The 19,667-nt window shown below is 56.8% G+C and carries 18 protein-coding genes; 6 read left to right on the top strand and 12 right to left on the bottom strand.

Annotated elements, in window-relative coordinates; translation table 11 throughout:
- Positions 1 to 9 precede the first annotated feature (9 nt).
- Both hcp and hcr read left to right on the top strand, forming a co-directional pair.
- On the top strand, positions 10 to 1,662 hold the full coding sequence (gene hcp / locus APU11_RS25615) for a hydroxylamine reductase (RefSeq protein WP_023622157.1): 1,653 nt from the start codon (positions 10 to 12) through the stop codon (positions 1,660 to 1,662).
- 10 nt (positions 1,663 to 1,672) lie between these two features.
- Positions 1,673 to 2,641 carry an NADH oxidoreductase gene (gene hcr, locus APU11_RS25620; protein ID WP_058650641.1) on the top strand — a complete coding sequence of 323 codons (969 nt, stop codon included), beginning with the start codon at positions 1,673 to 1,675 and terminating at the stop codon, positions 2,639 to 2,641.
- A gap of 90 nt (positions 2,642 to 2,731) precedes the next feature.
- Here the strand turns inward: hcr and APU11_RS25625 are convergent, their stop codons facing one another.
- Positions 2,732 to 3,166: a DoxX family protein gene (locus APU11_RS25625; RefSeq protein ID WP_029883004.1), complete on the bottom strand. Its 435-nt coding sequence runs from the start codon at positions 3,164 to 3,166 to the stop codon at positions 2,732 to 2,734.
- 152 nt (positions 3,167 to 3,318) lie between these two features.
- Between APU11_RS25625 and poxB the strand changes: the two genes are divergently transcribed.
- The 4 genes from poxB to APU11_RS25645 all read left to right on the top strand — a co-directional run bounded on the left by poxB (position 3,319) and on the right by APU11_RS25645 (position 8,630).
- A complete protein-coding gene (gene poxB, locus APU11_RS25630) occupies positions 3,319 to 5,037 on the top strand; it encodes a ubiquinone-dependent pyruvate dehydrogenase (protein WP_058650640.1) in 1,719 nt (572 codons plus the stop codon).
- 38 nt (positions 5,038 to 5,075) lie between these two features.
- Positions 5,076 to 6,077: a low-specificity L-threonine aldolase gene (gene ltaE, locus APU11_RS25635; RefSeq protein WP_058650639.1), complete on the top strand. Its 1,002-nt coding sequence runs from the start codon at positions 5,076 to 5,078 to the stop codon at positions 6,075 to 6,077.
- Positions 6,078 to 6,087: 10 nt separating this feature from the next.
- Positions 6,088 to 7,524 (top strand): SDR family oxidoreductase, encoded by a 1,437-nt coding sequence (locus APU11_RS25640; protein ID WP_058650638.1) that lies wholly within the window; start codon positions 6,088 to 6,090, stop codon positions 7,522 to 7,524.
- A 92-nt stretch (positions 7,525 to 7,616) separates the two neighbouring features.
- Positions 7,617 to 8,630, top strand: a complete 1,014-nt coding sequence (locus APU11_RS25645) for an NAD(P)-dependent oxidoreductase (RefSeq protein ID WP_013097338.1) — start codon at positions 7,617 to 7,619, stop codon at positions 8,628 to 8,630.
- Positions 8,631 to 8,726: 96 nt separating this feature from the next.
- Here the strand turns inward: APU11_RS25645 and APU11_RS25650 are convergent, their stop codons facing one another.
- The 11 genes from APU11_RS25650 to gspG all read right to left on the bottom strand — a co-directional run bounded on the left by APU11_RS25650 (position 8,727) and on the right by gspG (position 19,665).
- Positions 8,727 to 10,568 carry a glycoside hydrolase family 19 protein gene (locus APU11_RS25650; protein ID WP_013097339.1) on the bottom strand — a complete coding sequence of 614 codons (1,842 nt, stop codon included), beginning with the start codon at positions 10,566 to 10,568 and terminating at the stop codon, positions 8,727 to 8,729.
- Positions 10,569 to 10,704: 136 nt separating this feature from the next.
- Positions 10,705 to 11,157 carry a type III secretion system invasion protein IagB gene (gene iagB, locus APU11_RS25655; RefSeq protein WP_058650637.1) on the bottom strand — a complete coding sequence of 151 codons (453 nt, stop codon included), beginning with the start codon at positions 11,155 to 11,157 and terminating at the stop codon, positions 10,705 to 10,707.
- Between the two features lie 137 nt (positions 11,158 to 11,294).
- Positions 11,295 to 13,997, bottom strand: coding sequence for a glycosyl hydrolase family 18 protein (locus tag APU11_RS25660; protein ID WP_058650636.1), 2,703 nt, complete (start codon positions 13,995 to 13,997; stop codon positions 11,295 to 11,297).
- Positions 13,998 to 14,260: 263 nt separating this feature from the next.
- Positions 14,261 to 15,058 carry an A24 family peptidase gene (locus APU11_RS25665; RefSeq protein ID WP_013097342.1) on the bottom strand — a complete coding sequence of 266 codons (798 nt, stop codon included), beginning with the start codon at positions 15,056 to 15,058 and terminating at the stop codon, positions 14,261 to 14,263.
- Positions 15,055 to 15,540: a type II secretion system protein M gene (locus APU11_RS25670; RefSeq protein WP_013097343.1), complete on the bottom strand. Its 486-nt coding sequence runs from the start codon at positions 15,538 to 15,540 to the stop codon at positions 15,055 to 15,057. Before APU11_RS25670 ends, APU11_RS25665 begins: the two co-directional genes overlap by 4 nt.
- On the bottom strand, positions 15,537 to 16,667 hold the full coding sequence (gene gspL, locus APU11_RS25675; RefSeq protein ID WP_058650635.1) for a type II secretion system protein GspL: 1,131 nt from the start codon (positions 16,665 to 16,667) through the stop codon (positions 15,537 to 15,539). Before gspL ends, APU11_RS25670 begins: the two co-directional genes overlap by 4 nt.
- Before the next feature lie 15 nt (positions 16,668 to 16,682).
- Positions 16,683 to 17,699 carry a type II secretion system minor pseudopilin GspK gene (gene gspK / locus APU11_RS25680; protein ID WP_013097345.1) on the bottom strand — a complete coding sequence of 339 codons (1,017 nt, stop codon included), beginning with the start codon at positions 17,697 to 17,699 and terminating at the stop codon, positions 16,683 to 16,685.
- Entirely contained in the window at positions 17,696 to 18,367 is a 672-nt protein-coding gene (gspJ, locus tag APU11_RS25685) for a type II secretion system minor pseudopilin GspJ (RefSeq protein ID WP_038419012.1), read from the bottom strand. The genes gspK and gspJ overlap by 4 nt, the downstream gene beginning before the upstream one ends.
- Positions 18,364 to 18,738 (bottom strand): type II secretion system minor pseudopilin GspI, encoded by a 375-nt coding sequence (gspI, locus tag APU11_RS25690; protein ID WP_029883205.1) that lies wholly within the window; start codon positions 18,736 to 18,738, stop codon positions 18,364 to 18,366. Before gspI ends, gspJ begins: the two co-directional genes overlap by 4 nt.
- Positions 18,731 to 19,216 carry a type II secretion system minor pseudopilin GspH gene (gene gspH / locus APU11_RS25695; RefSeq protein WP_020689911.1) on the bottom strand — a complete coding sequence of 162 codons (486 nt, stop codon included), beginning with the start codon at positions 19,214 to 19,216 and terminating at the stop codon, positions 18,731 to 18,733. The genes gspI and gspH overlap by 8 nt, the downstream gene beginning before the upstream one ends.
- Positions 19,216 to 19,665, bottom strand: a complete 450-nt coding sequence (gspG, locus tag APU11_RS25700; RefSeq protein WP_013097349.1) for a type II secretion system major pseudopilin GspG — start codon at positions 19,663 to 19,665, stop codon at positions 19,216 to 19,218. The genes gspH and gspG overlap by 1 nt, the downstream gene beginning before the upstream one ends.
- Positions 19,666 to 19,667 lie beyond the last annotated feature (2 nt).

Genomic DNA, 19,667 nt, shown 5'->3' on the forward strand with positions numbered 1-19,667 from the left:
GGTGTGATTATGTTTTGTGTGCAATGTGAACAAACTATCCGTACCCCGGCAGGCAATGGCTGTTCTTACGCGCAGGGTATGTGCGGTAAAACCGCAGAAACATCAGACCTGCAGGATCTGCTGATTGCTGCCCTGCAGGGGCTTTCCGCCTGGGCATTCAAAGCCCGCGAGTACGGTATTGTCGACCACTACGTAGACAGCTTTGCGCCGCGCGCCTTTTTCTCCACGCTGACTAACGTTAACTTTGATTCGCCGCGCATTGTCGGGTACGCCCGTGAAGCGATTGCCCTGCGCGAAGCGCTGAAAGCGCAGTGCCTGAATGCCGATGCCAGCGCCCGCGTGGACAACCCGATGTCAGAACTGCAGCTGGTGAGTGACGACCTGGGCGAATTACAGCGTCAGGCCGCAGAATTTACCCCGAACAAAGACAAAGCGGCGATTGGCGAGAACATTCTCGGCCTGCGCCTGCTGTGCCTGTACGGCCTGAAAGGTGCCGCAGCCTATATGGAGCACGCGCACGTGCTTGGCCAGTACGATAACGACATCTACGCGCAGTACCACAAAATCATGGCGTGGCTGGGCACCTGGCCTGCCGATATGAATGCGCTGCTTGAGTGCTCTATGGAAATCGGCCAGATGAACTTCAAAGTGATGAGCATTCTGGATGCCGGTGAAACCAGCACCTACGGTCATCCAACGCCAACGCAGGTCAATGTGAAAGCGACCGAAGGCAAATGTATTCTCATCTCCGGCCACGACCTGAAAGATCTCTACAACCTGCTGAAGCAGACCGAAGGCACCGGCGTTAACGTCTATACCCACGGCGAAATGCTGCCCGCACACGGCTACCCGGAACTGCGTAAATTCAAACATCTGATCGGGAACTACGGCAGCGGCTGGCAGAATCAGCAGGTTGAGTTCGCCCGCTTCCCGGGCCCAATTGTGATGACCTCTAACTGCATCATCGACCCGACCGTCGGCGCGTATGATGACCGCATCTGGACCCGCAGCATCGTCGGCTGGCCGGGCGTGAGCCACCTTGAAGGTGACGATTTCGGTCCGGTGATCGCCCAGGCGCAGCAGATGGCGGGCTTCCCGTACAGTGAAATTCCGCACCTGATCACCGTTGGCTTTGGCCGCGAAACGCTGCTCGGCGCCGCAGACTCGCTGATTGACCTCGTCAGCCGTGAAAAACTGCGCCACATCTTCCTGATTGGCGGCTGTGACGGCGCGCGCGGTGAGCGTAACTACTTCACCGATTTCGCCACCCGCGTGCCGGAAGATTGCCTGATCCTGACGCTGGCCTGCGGTAAATACCGTTTCAACAAGCTGGACTTCGGCAACATCGAAGGGCTGCCGCGTCTGGTGGATGCTGGTCAGTGTAACGATGCCTATTCAGCCATCATTCTGGCGGTCACGCTGGCGGAGAAACTGGGCTGCGGCGTGAACGATCTGCCGCTGTCGCTGGTGCTCTCCTGGTTCGAGCAGAAAGCGATTGTGATCCTGCTGACCCTGCTCTCTCTGGGCGTAACCAATATCGTCACCGGCCCAACCGCGCCAGGCTTCCTGACGCCGGACCTGCTGGCCGTGCTGAACGAGAAATTCGGTCTGCGTTCCGTGACCACCGTAGAAGAAGATATGCAGCAACTGCTGAGCGCGTAAGGAGTATTTCATGACCATGCCAACCTCTCAGTGCCCGTGGCGGATGCAGGTTCATCACATCCATCAGGAGACGCCGGATGTGTGGACGCTGTCGCTGCTGTGCCATGACTACTACCCGTACCGTGCCGGTCAGTATGCGCTGGTCAGTGTCCGCAACTCCGCGGACACATTGCGCGCCTATACGATCTCCTCGACGCCGGGCGTGAGCGAATACATTACGCTCACTATCCGCCGCATCGATGACGGTGCAGGCTCGCAGTGGCTCACGCGTGACGTCAAGCGCGGGGATTACATCTGGCTGTCTGACGCTCAGGGGGAATTTACCTGTGACGACAAGAGCGAAGATAAATTCCTGCTGCTGGCCGCAGGCTGTGGCGTCACGCCGATCATGTCAATGCGTCGCTGGCTGGCCAAAAAACGCCCGCAGGCCGACGTGCAGGTGATCTACAGCGTGCGCTCGCCGGACGATGTGATCTTTGCCGATGAGTGGCGCAACTACCCGGTGACGCTGGTGGCAGAGCACAACGCGACGCACGGTTTTGTCGAGGGACGTCTGAGCCGCGAGCTGCTGCAAAGCGTGCCCGATATAGCGAACCGTACCGTGATGACCTGCGGCCCGGCACCGTATATGGAGATTGTGGAACAGGAAGTGAAAGCCCTGGGCGTAACCCGCTTCTTCAAAGAGCAGTTCTTCACGCCGGTGGCGGAGGCGGCAACCAGCGGGATTCAGTTCACCAAACTGCAACCGGCGCAAACCTTCTTTGGCCGCGTCGGCACCACGCTGCTGGAGGCGCTGGAAAGCAATAAGGTGCCCGTGGTGGCTGCCTGTCGCGCGGGCGTATGCGGATGCTGTAAAACGAAGGTAGTCTCCGGGGAGTACAGCGTGACCAGCACCATGACGCTGACCGATGCAGAAATTGCTGAAGGTTATGTGCTGGCGTGCTCATGTCATCCGCAGGGGGACCTGGTCCTTGCATAAACGTTAAATGTTCGATCGTAGGCCCGGTAAGCGTCAGCGCCACCGGGCTTTTTGTCGGGTGGCACTACGTTTACCCGACCTACAACAACCCTATCGCCACGCAGGACCTTTCCCTACCGCGTACCGCCCTGCCCCTAAAAACGCCACCGCCAGCGAGCCGATAAAGAAGTACACCAGGCTCTCAATGGCCCACGCACCAACGGCATCGAGTGCAAAGGTTTTGCCCGTGCCCACCATCAGCCATGCCACAATCATGGTAAACGCCAGCACCAGCGCCGCCGGGCGCGTAAAGAGGCCGACAATGATCAGGATCGGTGCCACCACTTCGCCAATCAATACGCCGTAAGCAATAAACCCCGGCAGCCCTTTTTCCACCAGCAGGCCGCTGATAAAGCCCACACCGCCAAATAACTTGTGTAATCCGTGAAACAACATCAGCCCACCGACGGCAAGTCGTAACAAGAGTTTGCCGAGATCGTCGCACGTTAGCTTTTCGTTTACAGCAATTAACAATGATTTAACCATCTGAAATGATTCCCGTTTTCACCCAATCTGTCGCCAGATTATGCCGAATCATTGCCGGTGAAAACCACCCTGAAATGAGGGGTATTGTGCAGGCAATACAGTGACTTTCTTCTAAGCTTGAAAGCGATATCACAAAAAGGAGACGGACAACCATGAAACAAACCGTGGCTGCATACATAGCGAAGACCCTTGAACAGGCAGGTGTAAAACGTATCTGGGGCGTAACCGGCGATTCACTGAACGGGCTGAGCGACAGCCTCAACAAGATGAAAACCATTGAATGGATGCCGACCCGTCATGAGGAGGTCGCCGCCTTTGCCGCCGGGGCCGAAGCACAGCTCACCGGGGAGCTGGCCGTCTGCGCCGGGTCGTGTGGCCCAGGGAACCTGCACCTGATTAACGGGCTGTTCGACTGTCACCGCAATCACGTGCCGGTGCTGGCAATTGCCGCCCATATTCCCTCATCTGAAATCGGCAGTGGCTATTTTCAGGAGACGCATCCGCAGGAGCTGTTCCGTGAATGCAGCCACTATTGCGAGCTGGTGTCCTCGCCGGAGCAGATCCCGCAGGTTCTGGCGATAGCCATGCGCAAGGCGGTGCTGAACCGGGGTGTTTCTGTGGTCGTGATCCCGGGGGATGTGGCGCTCAAGGCTGCGCCCGAAGGGGCCAGCACCCACTGGTATCACGCCCCCCAGCCGGTCGTTACCCCAGCTGAAGAGGAGCTGAAAAAACTGGCGCAACTGCTGCGTTACGCCAGCAATATCGCCCTGATGTGCGGCAGCGGCTGTGCTGGCGCGCATAAGGAACTCCTTGAATTTGCAGGTAAGCTAAAAGCCCCAATTGTTCATGCCCTGCGCGGCAAAGAGCACGTTGAGTACGATAACCCTTACGACGTGGGCATGACCGGGCTGATCGGTTTTTCGTCCGGCTTCCATACCATGATGAATGCCGACACGCTGATCCTGCTCGGTACCCAGTTCCCCTATCGCGCGTTCTACCCGACGGATGCCAAAATCATTCAGATCGATATTAACCCGGCCAGCATCGGTGCACACAGCAAGGTCGATATGGCGCTGGTGGGCGACATTAAATCCACCCTTGCCGCCCTGCTGCCGCTGCTGGAAGAGAAAACGGATCGTAAATTCCTCGACAAAGCCCTGAGCGATTACCGCGATGCGCGTAAGGGGCTGGACGAACTCGCCAAACCGAGCGACAAAGCGATCCACCCGCAGTATCTCTCGCAGCAGATCAGCCACTTCGCGGACGACGATGCCATCTTTACCTGTGACGTCGGCACGCCAACCGTCTGGGCGGCACGCTACCTGAAGATGAACGGCAAACGCCGCCTGCTCGGCTCGTTCAACCATGGCTCAATGGCCAACGCCATGCCGCAGGCGCTGGGCGCCAAAGCCACCGCCCCGGAGCGTCAGGTGGTGGCGATGTGCGGTGACGGCGGATTCAGCATGCTGATGGGCGATTTCCTGTCGGTGGTGCAGATGAAGTTGCCGCTGAAAATCGTGGTCTTCAATAACAGCGTGCTGGGCTTTGTGGCGATGGAGATGAAGGCCGGGGGCTATCTGACGGACGGCACCGAGCTGCACGACACCAACTTCGCCCGCATTGCCGAAGCCTGCGGCATAACCGGTATCCGCGTGGAGAAAGCCTCCGAGGTGGATGAAGCTCTGCAACGGGCGTTTTCCATCGACGGCCCGGTGCTGGTGGATGTGGTGGTCGCCAAAGAGGAGCTGGCCATCCCGCCGCAGATCAAGCTGGAGCAGGCCAAAGGCTTTAGCCTCTACATGCTGCGGGCGATCATCAGCGGCCGCGGCGATGAAGTGATCGAACTGGCAAAAACTAACTGGCTCAGGTAAAACATTTCGCATGACCTCTTAAAATAAAGGGATGTGAAATGATTGATTTACGCAGTGATACCGTTACCCGTCCGAGTCGCGCCATGCTCGAAGAGATGATGGCCGCCCCGGTCGGGGACGACGTCTACGGTGACGATCCAACGGTCAACGAACTGCAGCGCTATGCCGCAGAACTCAGCGGTAAAGAGGCCGCCCTGTTCCTGCCCACCGGAACGCAGGCCAACCTGGTGGCGCTGCTCAGCCACTGCGAACGCGGTGAAGAGTACATCGTCGGCCAGGGAGCGCATAACTACCTGTACGAAGCGGGCGGCGCGGCGGTGCTCGGCAGCATTCAGCCGCAGCCGATCGACGCCGCACCGGACGGCACTCTCCCGCTCGACAAGGTCGCCGCAAAAATCAAAGCCGACGACATCCACTTCGCCCGCACCAAATTACTCAGCCTTGAAAACACCCACAACGGCAAAGTCCTGCCGCGCGAGTACCTCAAAGCGGCGTGGGAATTTACCCGCGAGCGCAGGCTCGGCCTGCACGTGGACGGCGCACGAATCTTTAACGCCGTGGTGGCCTACGGCTGCGAGCTGAACGAGATTACGCAGTATTGTGACTCGTTCACCATCTGCCTCTCAAAAGGGCTGGGCACCCCCGTGGGTTCTCTGCTGGTGGGCGATGCGGACTACATCAAACGCGCCAACCGCTGGCGCAAGATGACCGGCGGCGGCATGCGCCAGGCCGGTATTCTGGCCGCAGCGGGTCTGTATGCCCTTAAAAACAACGTGGCACGCCTGCAGGACGATCACGACAACGCCGCGTGGATGGCCGGGCAACTGCGTGAAATTGGCGCCGACGTGATGCGACACGACACCAACATGCTGTTTGTTCGCGTGGGTGATGAGCACGCCGCTGCGCTTGGGGAGTTCATGAAAGCGCGTGGCGTACTCATCAACGCGTCACCTGTTGTGCGTCTGGTGATGCATCTCGACGTCAGCCGCGAGCAGCTGTTGGACGTTGTGAAACACTGGCAGGCGTTTTTACGGCGTTAAGGAGCAGAACGTGCCGCAACGTATTCTGGTGCTTGGTGCCAGCGGGTATATCGGTCAGCATCTGACCACGGCGTTAAGCCAGCAGGGACATCAGGTGCTGGCGGCGGCACGCAACACGGAACGCCTGCAAAAACTAAACCTGCCTGGCGTCACCTGCCACAACGTCGACCTTAACTGGCCTGAGTCGCTGCCCGCGCTGCTGGAAGGGGTCGACACGCTGTATTACCTGGTGCACAGCATGGGCGAAGGCGGCGATTTTATCGCCCACGAACGTCAGGTGGCCCTGAACGTCCGCGATGCCCTGCGGCAAACGCCGGTTAAGCAGGTGATTTTTTTAAGCTCGCTCCAGGCGCCCGAAAATGAGCAGTCCGACCACCTGCGCGCCCGTCAGCTTACCGCGGACACCTTGCGCAGTGCGGATATCCCCGTCACCGAACTGCGGGCGGGGATCATCGTCGGCGCGGGCTCTGCCGCCTTCGAAGTGATGCGCGATATGGTCTACAACCTGCCGGTACTCACCCCACCGCGCTGGGTGCGGTCGCGCACCACACCGATTGCCCTGGAAAACCTGCTGCATTACCTGGTGGCACTGCTGGACCATCCCGCCGAACAGCACCGCGTGCTTGAGGCCGCGGGGCCGGAGGTGTTGAGCTATCAGGAACAGTTCGAGCATTTTATGCGCGTCAGCGGCCGCCAACGCTGGCTCATCCCCGTTCCCTTCCCGACCCGCTGGATCTCCGTGTGGTTTTTAAACGTTATTACCTCGGTGCCGCCGACGACAGCGAAAGCGCTGATCCAGGGGCTGAAGCACGATCTGCTGGCGGACGATGGCGAACTGCGCGCATTAATTCCGCAGACGCTGATCCGTTTTGACGACGCGGTACGCCATACCCTGAAAGAAGAAGAGAAGCTGGTGAACTCCAGCGACTGGGGCTACGACGCGCAGGCGTTTGCCCGCTGGCGGCCGGAGTACGGTTATTACCCGAAACAGGCGGGCTGCACGGTGAAAACCTCGGCCAGCCTGGCATCGCTGTGGGAGGTGGTGAACCAGATCGGCGGCAAAGAGCGTTATTTCTTCGGCAATATTCTCTGGCAGACACGCGGAGCGATGGATCTGCTGGTGGGCCACCGGCTGGCGAAAGGCCGCCCTGCGCAGCCGTACCTCAAAGTGGGTGATACGGTCGACAGCTGGAAAGTCATCATCGTCGAACCGGAAAAACAGCTGGCGCTGCTGTTCGGCATGAAAGCGCCAGGGCTGGGACGGCTCTGCTTCACGCTGAAAGACAAAGGCGATTGCCGTGAACTGGACGTCCGCGCCTGGTGGCACCCACATGGGATGCCCGGTCTGTTCTACTGGTTACTGATGATCCCCGCACATCTGTTTATCTTCCGCGGGATGGCAAAACGGATTGCGCAACTGGCAGAACAAAAAACGGAAAAGAACTAAATAAAACTCGCTTTCTTTCACCTTTCCCATTGCAACCCGCCGTAATTCACGAAAGAATGCGCACGAAATTCTTTTCAACACAGTGGATTGTTATGAAGGTACTGGTTACCGGGGCGACCAGCGGCTTAGGCCGAAATGCGGTCGAATTTCTGCGCAACAAAGGCATTAGCGTCAGGGCTACCGGTCGCAACGAGGCGATGGGTAAGCTGCTGCAAAAAATGGGCGCAGAGTTTGTCCATGCCGACCTGACGGAGCTGGTCTCCTCTCAGGCGAAAGTGATGCTCGCCGGAATCGACACCCTGTGGCACTGCTCCAGTTTTACCTCTCCATGGGGAACCCAGGAAGCCTTTGATCTCGCCAACGTGCGCGCCACGCGCCGTCTGGGCGAGTGGGCCGTTGCCTGGGGCGTGCGTAACTTTATTCATATCTCCTCTCCGTCGCTCTACTTCGACTATCACCACCACCGGGATATCCAGGAAACGTTCCGTCCGGCCCGTTTTGCCTGTGAGTTTGCCCGCAGCAAGGCGGCCAGCGAAGAGGTGATCGACCTGCTGGCGCAGTCGAACCCGCATACGCGCTTTACGATCCTGCGTCCGCAAAGTCTTTTCGGACCGCACGATAAAGTGTTTATTCCACGCCTGGCGCAGATGATGCACCACTACGGCAGCGTGCTGCTGCCGCGCGGCGGTGATGCGCTGGTGGACATGACTTACTACGAAAATGCCGTGTACGCCATGTGGCTGGCGAGCCAGCCGGACAGCGATAAACTGGCGTCCGGTCGCGCCTATAACATTACCAACGGTGAACCCTGCCGCCTTCGCACCATTGTGCAGCGCCTGATCGACGAGCTGCACATCGACTGCCGCATTCGCTCGGTGCCTTATCCTATGCTGGATATGATTGCCCGCAGCATGGAGCGTTTTGGCAGCAAAACCGCCAAAGAGCCTGCGCTGACGCATTACGGCGTGTCGAAGCTGAATTTTGATTTCACGCTGGATATTTCGCGCGCGGAGAACGAGCTGGGGTATAAGCCGATTGTGACCCTGGATGAAGGGATTGTGCGTACCGCGGCGTGGCTGCGGGACCATGGGAAGTTGCATCGGTAGTTAATTGGGTGCGGCCTGATGCCCTCACCCCGGCCCTCTCCCACAGGGAGAGAGAGTAAAGACTAAAACGGCAACCTTTCGGTTGCCGTTTGCTGTTTATAATGCCGTCCAGGCCTCAGACCATGCCAGACCTGCGCCTGGTTCATAGTACATTGGTGCATTGTTACACCAGCCGCTGTACGGGAACGGTTTGCACTGGAACAGTTTACCGTGGTTGTTCACGATATCGCCTGCGCTGTACTTGCTGTTCGCGCTCCACGCCGGGTAAGAGCCGGAAGTGCCTTCGTCCTGAGACGGGGTGGCTGCTTTGGCTTTTACGTTCAGCAGGTATGTGGTGGTGCTGCTCAGCTCGCCGTCGCTGACGGTCAGGCTGATTTCATACTGCTGCGCCGTCGCGGCTTCAGGCGCGTTGAAGGTCACCACCGCTTTATCGTCGCCGGTAACGGTCTGGCCGTCCTGGGAACGCCAGGTGTAGGTCAGCTTATTGCCGTCTTCGTCGGTAGAGCCTTCTGCGCTCAGGGAGACCTGCGCACCGGCTTCAACCGCACCGATCGGACCGGCAATCTGCGCTACTGGCGCATGGTTTACCACGGCCGGGATGTCGTCTGGCACAGGTGCCGGGGTTTCATCCGGTGTTGGTGTCGGCGCTGGCGTCTCATCTTCAGACGGGGCTGGAGCAGGAGCCGGTGTTTCATCCGGCACGACCGCGGAACCGTCGTCGTTAACGATGTTTACGTTAAAGAACTTCTGTACACACTTGGTGTAGTCGCCGTCTTTGAACGCGCTAAATGGCGTCTGGTAACCCACCAGCTGGCAAGCGTAGGTCTTGCCATCAGGGGTATCCGCGCTCCATCCCCAGTCCTGTTCCCAGTAGATCTTCAGGGCACCTGCGCCACCTTCATCAAACTGCTTCATGTTGGCACAGCCAAGCACTTCGTCAGCCGGTACAGGGACTTTCAGGTAGTTAGCGAACTCTTTGTAGTATTTGATACGGTTCTGAGACTGGGCAATTTCAGTCGGGCCACCGCACTCTACGCCGCCGTTGATGATCTGGGTGGTCACGCCAAAGCCAGGGACAAGACCGTTGGCTTTATCGTGGTCGTTCGGCTGCCAGGTGCCGTCGATAACCTGAAGCATGCTTGGTTTTGGCGGCTGTGGATAGGCGAAGAAGAAGATGGCGCTCGCCAGGTTCAGCCAGGTATCGGCCACCAGCTCAGGTTTGTCGAGCAGCGTGCGGACATCGCCGTACATTGCTTCAGAGAATGGGCCGTAGTTGTAGTTGTAGGACAACTGCTTAGCGCCGCGGCCAAAGTAGCTCAGGAAGTCGCCATCTTTGTCTTTACCGCACGGCCAGGTCTGACCCTGCCAGACGTCCGGGTTACACTCCCCGTTATAGCCGCCCTTCTGGCCTTCGCTCCAGCCCATCTCACGCACATAGACCAGCGCCTGACGCCATTCCGGCTCCGGACGCCAGCTTTCGTGGCCGCCGGTTTCCTGTGCGAAGTGAGCAAACATGGTTGCCAGCTCTTTACGGCAGATAGCTTCGCTGTCGCGGCCATCGTTGTAGGTATCACACAGCGCCGGGAATTTACCCACAGCTTTCAGGAAGTTACTGTAGCTGTAATCCTTCGCGCGCAGCGGGAACAGGTATTCCCAGTCGCTCTCTTTAAGGATCCCTTCAACGCGTTTCACGTTTACCGGGTTGGCTGCACGGCCTGGCTCAATCTGCTCGACCTGAGCGTTGTCCAGCGTACGGATGGTATCCTTCACGGATTTCATCAGTGGGAAATCGGTGAGCTCTTTTTCCTTTTTAGCCAGATCGCTGGCTTTCATGGTGTAAGGCACACTGCTTTCCGCCTTCAGCATGGTGGCCTGAGCAATTACCGGCGCTACGCAGGCACCGGCAATAAGCACGCTCAGTAATGTCCTTTTATTCATCTCGGTTATTCCTGTTAATTTCGATAAAGTTAAATAAATCTAAATTCATTTATTAATCCGTTAATAAATAAACTTCAGACAGCTGCTTTTCATTTTCTGAAGAATACGGGTGGGTACTCTTCAAAAAACAAAAAACTCACCAGTTGGTTCTGTCGCGGGCGGCTAATTTTAACTGCTGATACTTTTTCCAGACCTTATGGGCATAGACCATGCGCTTAGGGTAATTTTCTTTTTTAAGCCCGGCGTTATACGCACCTACCGCTTCCCAGTTGTATCCATAAACCTTAATCATGCCTGACAAAATAGAGGCGCCGACCATAATGGAGGTACAGGGCTCTGTCATCAGACGGTTTTCATTAATGCCTTTGCGTTCAAGTTCAGGAAAGTGCGAGCTGTTGATTTGCATTAATCCGACATCGCGCGTTCCGTCATGATTGATGCCAATGGCGTTCGGGTTCATTCCCGATTCCACATTCGCGATGGCATAAAGTAAAAACGGATCAATATGATAATAATGCGCCGCTTTATTCCAGCAATTTGCAAATGCGCTATGACTTAATATCAATAACAAAAACAGAAACCTTTTCATTCTTCACCTGCGTGGCCGTTTTTTATTCTCCTCAAACACGTCCTGTTAAATTAGTGGAAGGTACTGGCCACACCCGAAGCGGGGTGTGACCAGTGATTGTGGGCTGATATCACACCCACAATTTCAAGCTCAGAAGATTATTTGCAGTCTGCTGACGCGCCTTCTTTCACCCATACATCGCTGTTGCCTGGTTTGTCACCTTTTGTCCACCATTTCGCGCGGTACTCGAAACCTTGATAGGTTGTCTTGTCACCACCGTTGTAGACCATGTCGGAGCGCCAGTTCATTTTCACCTGGCTGACCAGTTCCCATGCATCGGCGTTAAAGCCAGGTTTGTTGCCCTGAGTCCAGTACTTCGCTTTCCATACCAGATTATCGGAGCTGACCATGTCGCCGTTGTTGTAGATTTTGCTGGATTCCCATGCCGCGTATTTGCTGGCATTGGCATCTACCGGGTTATCGCAGCTGCCGGTTGCAGTGCCTTCATCAGATGGGGTGTTACCTTCATCGGATGGCGTGTTGCCTTCGTCAGACGGGGTATTGTCTTCATCAGGCACAACCGGGGTGGCTTTCGGCGTTACGGTAACCTGTACGTTAGACTGTACGCTGGTTTTACCGTCGCTTACGACAACGCTCAGGGTGTAGGTTGAGTCAGTTGTAACGTCCGGCGCGGTGATCTGTACGCTGGAGGTATCAGTACCGGTCGCGTGCATATCAGATGGTACGCTCCAGGCGTAGGTCAGTGCATCACCGTCTGGATCCGCTGCCTGCACGTTCAGGGCGTAGGTCTGACCGGCTTCCAGAGTGACGTTCTGCATCTGGTTAACCACAGGGGCCTGGTTGGCTTTCGGCGCTTTGTTCACAACCTGTACGTCAGCGGTGCTGCTCAGACCTTTTGGATCGGTCACGGTCAGACGGAATGCCAGGGTCTGGTTGCTGGTCACAGCGCCAACGGAGAAGGTCGCCTTCGCTTTGGTGCTGTTGGTCAGGGTAACGCTTGGGCCAGAGATCTGGGTCCATTTGTAGGTCAGCGCATCGCCATCAGGATCGGTGGAGGCAGAGCCATCCAGAGTCACGGTCGCAGGGCCGGTCACGGTTTGATCCGCCGCAGAAGCAACCGGCGCATGGTTGGTCACCACCGGATCTGGCGTGGAGCTGCCCAGCAGGCTTTCGTTCATCGCGTTCAGGATATCGCCGTTATCGGAGTCGATAGACCACGCGAACAGGCCGCCCAGGTTTTTCGCCAGAACGTACTTACCTTTTGCCGTTGCGGAACGGGCATCTTCATAAGAGATCAGCTCGCCGGTGGATTTGTTGAAGACGTATGGCGCTTCAGCGTCTGCGTCATAGCCATATTCCCAGCCTGGCTTGCCTTTGTACTCGTTCACAATCTGACGATAGTCAACAACGCCTGGTTCCCAGGTGCCTTTCACGCCGTCAGTCGCGGTACCGGTGAACGGGTTGTTGCCGGTATAGCCGTGAACGCCAGTCCAGCCACGACCGTACATGCCGGTACCCACCACGATTTTGCCTGGCTGTACGCCCTGCTCCAGCAGCGCGTTAACGCCATTTTCGGTGGTGTAGTTGGTGTCCGGACGCCATGCTGGTGCATGCAGCGCAGCCTGGTGGCCCAGATCGGTCATGCTCCACGCGCCGTAGAAGTCGTAGCTCATCAGGAAGATGTGATCGAGATACTGCTGCGCCGTGGTGTAATCCACGTCTTCAATCTTATCTTTACCGGCACCGATGGCGCTGGTCAGTTCATAGGTGCGCCCGGTTTCAGCTGACAGTTCGTTCAGCATGGTACGCAGATCGTGCATCAGCGCGGTGTAGGTTGCTTTATCCACCTGCGGGTTGCCCAGCGATTCGTTCACACCGCCGCCGCCCGGGAATTCCCAGTCGATATCCACGCCGTCGAAGAATTTCCAGGTTTTCAGGAAGTCTTTAACAGAGGCCACGAAACGTGCACGGATCGCGGAATCGTTCATGTGATAGAACGGATCGGACATGGTCCAGCCGCCAATGGATGGCAGAATTTTCAGGTCAGGATGGGCTTTTTTCAGCGCCATCAGCTGGCCGAAGTTACCTTTGTACGGGTCGTCCCAGTTAGATACGCCGGACTGTGGTTTCTGCAGCGCAGCCCACGGATCGTGGATCGCCACGGTGTAGTCAGGACGGCCAGCACAGGCTTTCTGCAGGTTGGCGAAGCTGTTGCCATTTTCAACGGTTTTCAGACCGTCGTTGATGCCGTCGCCGCCACAGATTGGAATGAAGCCGTACAGGATGTGGTTCAGGTTAGCGGCAGGGATTTTATCGACCGGGAAGTTACGGCCATAAACGCCCCACTCAGGGAAGTAGGCGGCAACCACTTTATCGGTATGTTTTGCGAAGGTTTTGTTGTTTTCCTGCAGAGGCGCATTCAGCGGCAGGAGGTGGCTACCGTCAGTATCCGCCACGATGATCAGCTTGCTTGCGCTTTTGGTACAGCCGCTGTTGTTACAGAGTTCAACCTGCTCCTGGTAGCGACCGCCTTTTTTCACTTTAAAGGTGGCAGAACCGGATGCACCGGCAGCACCGGACCAGACGGTCTTGCCATCCAGCAGCACTTTACCGGAGGTCGGCGCGTCGCCGCTCCAGACGTTCCACTCGACTTTTACGTCGACACCGTCGTTATGAACCTTAACAAGATTACCGTAGTCCACTACGGCCTGGTCCACTTCAACGATGGCAAATTTATCGTTACCGCTGCTGATTGAAGGCGTACCTGGCGCTGCGGCGAACGCAGAGCCGGAAACGGCTGCGACAAAGAGTGCCAGATAGGTTGGCTTCATAAATTTCATTATTAATTCCTGATAATCTTATTTTTGATAAATGAAAAGGACCATGTATTCCATATAACATGGGCGAGTACTGAATAAGCTATTTAATTAAAACCACAAACCCAATTTAATTTTACTAACCATGTATAGTGCTAATATACCCTCCATAAAAAGACATGAGCGGCAATCCTTACAGCTTATGTTTCTTACAATACTCCGGGAATTTGTTGACGTCCTTTCATTCCCTCAGCGAAAAAATTTCAAAAAAAACTTGACCGCGTAAATCAGAATGTGAATTGCAAGGTCTGCAGAATAAAAATAACCAAACCGGCGAGTGACAACAGAGGGCCAAACGGAATAACGCTATTTTCTTTAACCGCTTTATAAAAAACAAAATACAGTGCGATACCGCTTAATGCCGCCGCGAGCAATAACGAAGGTAACGCCTGCCAGCCGCACCACGCGCCCAGCGCAGCCAGCAGCTTAAAATCACCGTAGCCCAATCCCTCGCGTCCTGTTGTCAGGCGAAAGGCCCAGTAGAGAAGCCACAGCGACAGGTAGCCCGCCGCTGCGCCAAACAGGGCATCCGACAACGGTAAGGTATGAAAAAGCGCATGATTCAGCAGGCCCGCCCAAAGCAGCGGCTGCGTCAGGCAGTCCGGCAGCAGCATGTGTTTTGCGTCTATCGCCGCCAGCGGCAGCAGTCCACACCAGAGCACCCATAGCGACATCAATGCAGCCGCAGACGGGGCGTACGCCGCCGTCAGGGCAAAAAACAGGGCACTGGAAAGTTCAAGCAACAGCAGACGCAGCGGGATCGCGGTCTGGCAGCAGCGGCAGCGCCCACGCAGGCAACACCAGCTCAGAACCGGGATATTTTCCCACCAGGCGAGCGTGTGGGAGCATGCGGGACAGTGGGAGGCCGGAAACAGCAGGTTTCCGGCACCCTCCTCCTCTTTAATGAGCGGGGGAATGCGTTCGACCACCACCCCCAGAAAGCTGCCGATAATGCCGCCAAGCGTGCCACTGAGCAGGCAAAGGGCGGGCATCTGGCTGCCCTGAAGCAGCGTCAGCGAGTTCATGCCACTTTCGCCCAGGAGAGCTTAATCTGGGCCTTTACATCGCTAAGGTGATCAACCGGCGTGAGATCCATTTTCTCCAGACGAACCCCGGTGGTTAAATTCACCTCCCGAAGCCAGTTTTTCAGTTCATAAACGTTGACCCGATCAATATTAAACGTCAGGGTTTGCCCGTCCTGCTGGATATTACTCAGCGCAACGTGGATCTCTTTGGCACTCTCTTCCACCACGCTTCTCGGGTTACTGGTTTTTAATACTTTCGCCTGAAGGTGATTTTTATTAATTTCTGCACGCATCCAGTTCAGGGTCTGTTTCTGTTTTTGCAGCGTGGCTTTCTCATTTTTAATAATATTATCCAGTGGGGTCATCACACCGTACCAGATAATGGCGCAACAGAGCGCCGAACCACAGAGTTTAATCAGCGTTCGTTCGCGCGGGCTGTAACGCAAATAGCGTGCTTTTAATTGTCCAATTTTCTCTTTCATTTATATTTCCCTGTGATGATAGCGGTATAAGGCGCTTCACTGGAGACCGGCTGCAGCGTAAAGTCGAAGGTATCACTCGCCTTATTGACGAACGCCTGCAACGCCGTGGGATCCATCGAACGGATGTTCAGCGTGAGCTGATTCTGGGTGTCGTCGTATCCCACTTCACTCAGTTCGACCGCCGGGAGCGATTGCTTGACCTGCTCCAGTGCGTCCAGTTGAAGAAAGATCCCTTTCTTCTCTTTCTTGATGTTCTGCCCGAAGTGGTACTTCAGGTTGGTGGTCTGGCGCAGCGTGGGGAAATAGTGCTGGGCCAATTCCACCATCTGCTGCTGGGCCAGGTTTTCCTGGTTAGAGAGCATCCAGGCCATGCCGATACGAGGGCCAACCAGCAACCCGATACTCAGCACCGCCATGGCGGCAAGGGCCGATTTCGCATAACGGAAACCGGTCTGTGCACCCGTGGCGCTAAAAATGCCGTGCAGCAGGTTTGCTTTGCTGCTTTTCCACTGCGGCTGGATCAGCACCAGCGGATGCTGCCAGGCCCGTTGCTCATCCACCTGCACATCCGCTGGCACATCGCCGTAACAGACGAGGTTACCGGCGCACTGCTGGCTCAACAGCAGCGGCAACAGGGCAGCGTCGGTTTCACAGGCGCCAAACGGCGAATAACGCATCCAGTAGCCGCTGTCGGTGGACACCAGCGTGCTGCCGCCCTCCGTCACCGGCAGAAGGATCGCATCGGGCAGCACCTGCACCACCGTCAGCCCGGCATCGGCACAGCGGTCCAGCCAGTACTGCAGACGCGCCGCATCAATGGCCACCGCGTCCACTTCCCGCCCCTTCTTGTTGAGCACCGTCCAGTGAAGCGTGTCCACATCGCCAATCAGCGTCTCTTCCGCCAGCCAGGAGAACTCAACGCTGCCTTTTTTGGGCAACGTGAAGCGACGGAAGATCATTTCGCTGGCCGGCAGTAGCAGGCAGACGCGTGCGGCTAACGCGTGACCGGCAAGCGCCGCCAGTGACGCCCCGCCCTGACGCTGTTCCACCTGGTCGCTACCGGACTCGCACCACATTATGTTCCCGTCCTCATGCGTGTCGGGACGAATAAAAAGCACCTGTTTCATAGAATTCGTCTTGTGTTATTCAACCATTCGGTAGCGACGTTGCCAGGTAATCACCTTCCCGGCTTCATTATCAACATGAAGCTGGCTGACGACGCGCAGCGTTAAATCATCGGTATTGCCGGTACTGTTGACCCGGAAATAGTGACTGTTTACCGCAAGAAACGCCTGAACCTGCTTGAGGGCGTCTTTGGTCTGCGGATAATTTGTCTCAAGCTCTTTCTGGAATGCCTCCATCGACTCCCAGCCCTCTTCCGGGCGGGAGGCGATCAGACGGGCGGCCTCGTCCTCGCTCAGCGAGCCGATAAACAGGGCTGCCAGCAGCGGTGCCTGTTCTTCGGTCAGGGTGTTTACATCCACCTTGCTGGCGGTGTCGGGTAAGGCGCACAGCACTTTACTGACCTTGCCGTAGGCCGCCACCGGAAACGCGGGCAGCAGCTTTAGCTCCCCCGGGGTGCGCATCATCTGATTCGCAGGCAGCCGCGCGGGCTCAACGCCGGCCCAGGCATCTGTCTCCAGCCCCTCTTTGGCCGTTGTGGTATCACCGTCGAGATAGTCCATCAGCTGCTGGTAAATCTCTTCTGCGTCACCGGCGGAAATGCCGCTGTCGGTCAGAAGCTGCTCAACGATGCGCGCTTTGACCGGTTTTTCCGGCAGCGCCCCTGCGGTCTGTACCGCGGGGGTCGGATCGGCCGCCAGCAGGTTATTGACGTTAAAGCAGGTCTGGGCATCCTCAATCTGGCTCACCACGGTGTAGTGTTCACCCTCTGTCTCCACCGGCTCTGTCCACTCCCCTTTGGGCGACAGCCCCTGGCTGTCACCGCTGGCGTAGGTCTGAAGCAGACCTTCAATGGTTTTTTGCTGGCTCTGAATGGCCCAGCGCAGCTGCTGCTGACTCACCTGATAACGGGTTTTCTGCAAATTGCGGCAGAACTGCTGGCTGATTTTGGCCGCCAGCGCCGACATCATGACCAGCAAAATTAGCACCACCAGCAGCGCGACACCGCGCTGTTTTCGAACCGATTTTCCGCTCATTTGTTCTCTCCTGACGGAGCGGGCACCGGCTGCGGTTGTGGCTGCGCTGGCGTGGCCGCATCCCCCGATGGCGCAGGCGTTTGTTCTGTTGGTGCCGCCGGGGCGACCGGCATATCACCCGGCGTGGTAAATACCCAGCGCCAGGTATCGCCATTCTCCATGGTCAGCAGAAGTTCTACGCCGTCCGGCTGATGCGCCGTGTCGGTCCATTTGTTCTGCCAGCCCTCTTTCCAGAAGCGCCACGTCATCTCTTTGACATCGCTGAGGATCGGCACCTCTTCAGGCTTCACATCGGCAGGGCTGTCGATAACCGGCCAGATATCGCGCCACAGTTTTTTGTCCTCAAGCCGCCAGCGCACGCGCTCCAGCTGGACCTGACCGCTCACGCCGTTCAGCGTGGTCAGCTCCAGCGCATCGTCGTGCTGGACAAATACGTCAGGCTCGTTGCGTGGCGCGCGTGCCTGAAGCTGAAAGAAATCCCGCTCCAGCAGGTTATAGGCGCGCTGAAGCTGGTTGAGTTGAGTCGCCGCCACGTCGGTGGCGTTCGAGGTGCGCATCGCCCCGTCCAGAATTTGCCAGGCAAGCGTGCTGATAACCGCGAAGATGGTTAGCGCAATCATGATCTCCAGCAGCGTAAAGCCCTGCTGACGCTGAATGTGCTTGCTCATTTCACCTCTCCGGGTTCCGGTATCTGCAGGCTCAACACCGGTTTGTCTTCATCATCTTCGGCGTACACCTGCACTTCATCGGCAAAGCGATTTTCGGCGGTTTTCACCCGCTGCTTGCGCCAGATCCAGCTTCGCCCCCCCATGATTTCTGTCCCTGTCTGCAGGGCATCCGGGAACGGCGTGTTGCTCAGCTTTGCTTCCGCCAGCTGGTTTTCCGCCACCCAGCTCGCCTGCAGCGAATCGGCCAGGCCATGGGTAAAGCGCACGTTCAGCGAGACGGAGTTCATCAGCGCCAGCGCGGCGGTGGAGAAGATGACCAGAGCGACCATCACTTCCAGCAGGGTCATCCCCTGTTCTTTGCGTTTAGTCATCGTTCTCTACCGAAACCGGTGATGCCCCCTGCGACACCACGCGAAAACGCTGTTTTTTATCGAAACTCTGCAGGGACAGCGTGAAGCGGCTTATCTCCCCGTCCGGCAAAAAGACAATCTGCGGCGTGGCGTCGGTTGTGGCAGCAATGCGCTGCGGTGACAGCGACACGTGCATCTCTTCCGGGAACTGGCCGTGGGTGACAATGCGCCCGGCGGTTAAGGGTTCCCAGTGTCGTTCGCCCTCTTTTTCGGCCCAGGTCACCAGCTGATATTCTGAGGTGGTGATCACCAGCCCAACGATATTTCCGTCCATTACCGCACGGTCTGAACCATATTCAACGAGGGCTTTTAACTGCTGACCGAAAATATCCGCGCCGCTGCGCGAGGGGATTGTCGACACCACCATCATGGCGCAGGAGGCGAATATCACCAGCGCCAGAATAATTTCCAGTAAGGTAAACCCACGTTGCTTATTCATTACTTCTCTTTTTTATCTAAAGACCAGTTGGTAATATCATCCGCGGTATTCGCTTCGGCATCCGGGCCCGCAGAGAAAACATCCACTGCGCCATGTTCACCCGGGCTGACCAGAATATAATCATTGCCCCACGGATCTTCCGGCAGGCGGCGAATATAGCCATCATCACGGTAGTTTTTCGGGATAGGCGCGATATCAGGTTTGGTGACCAGCGCCTGCAACCCCTGCTCCGTCGTGGGGTAACGGTGGTTATCCAGCTTGTACATATCCAGCGAACCTTCCAGCGCCACAATATCGCTGGTTGCTTTCTGGGCATCGGCTTTTTCTTTATTCCCCATTAAATTTGGTACCACCATACTGGCAAGCACACCGAGAATAACGATCACCACCATTAATTCGAGCAAGGTAAAGCCGGCCTGACCTTTCAGGCTATTTCGTTTTAAAGACATAT

Source organism: Enterobacter sp. 50793107 (genome assembly GCF_001463365.1).
Lineage (GTDB): Bacteria > Pseudomonadota > Gammaproteobacteria > Enterobacterales > Enterobacteriaceae > Enterobacter > Enterobacter cloacae.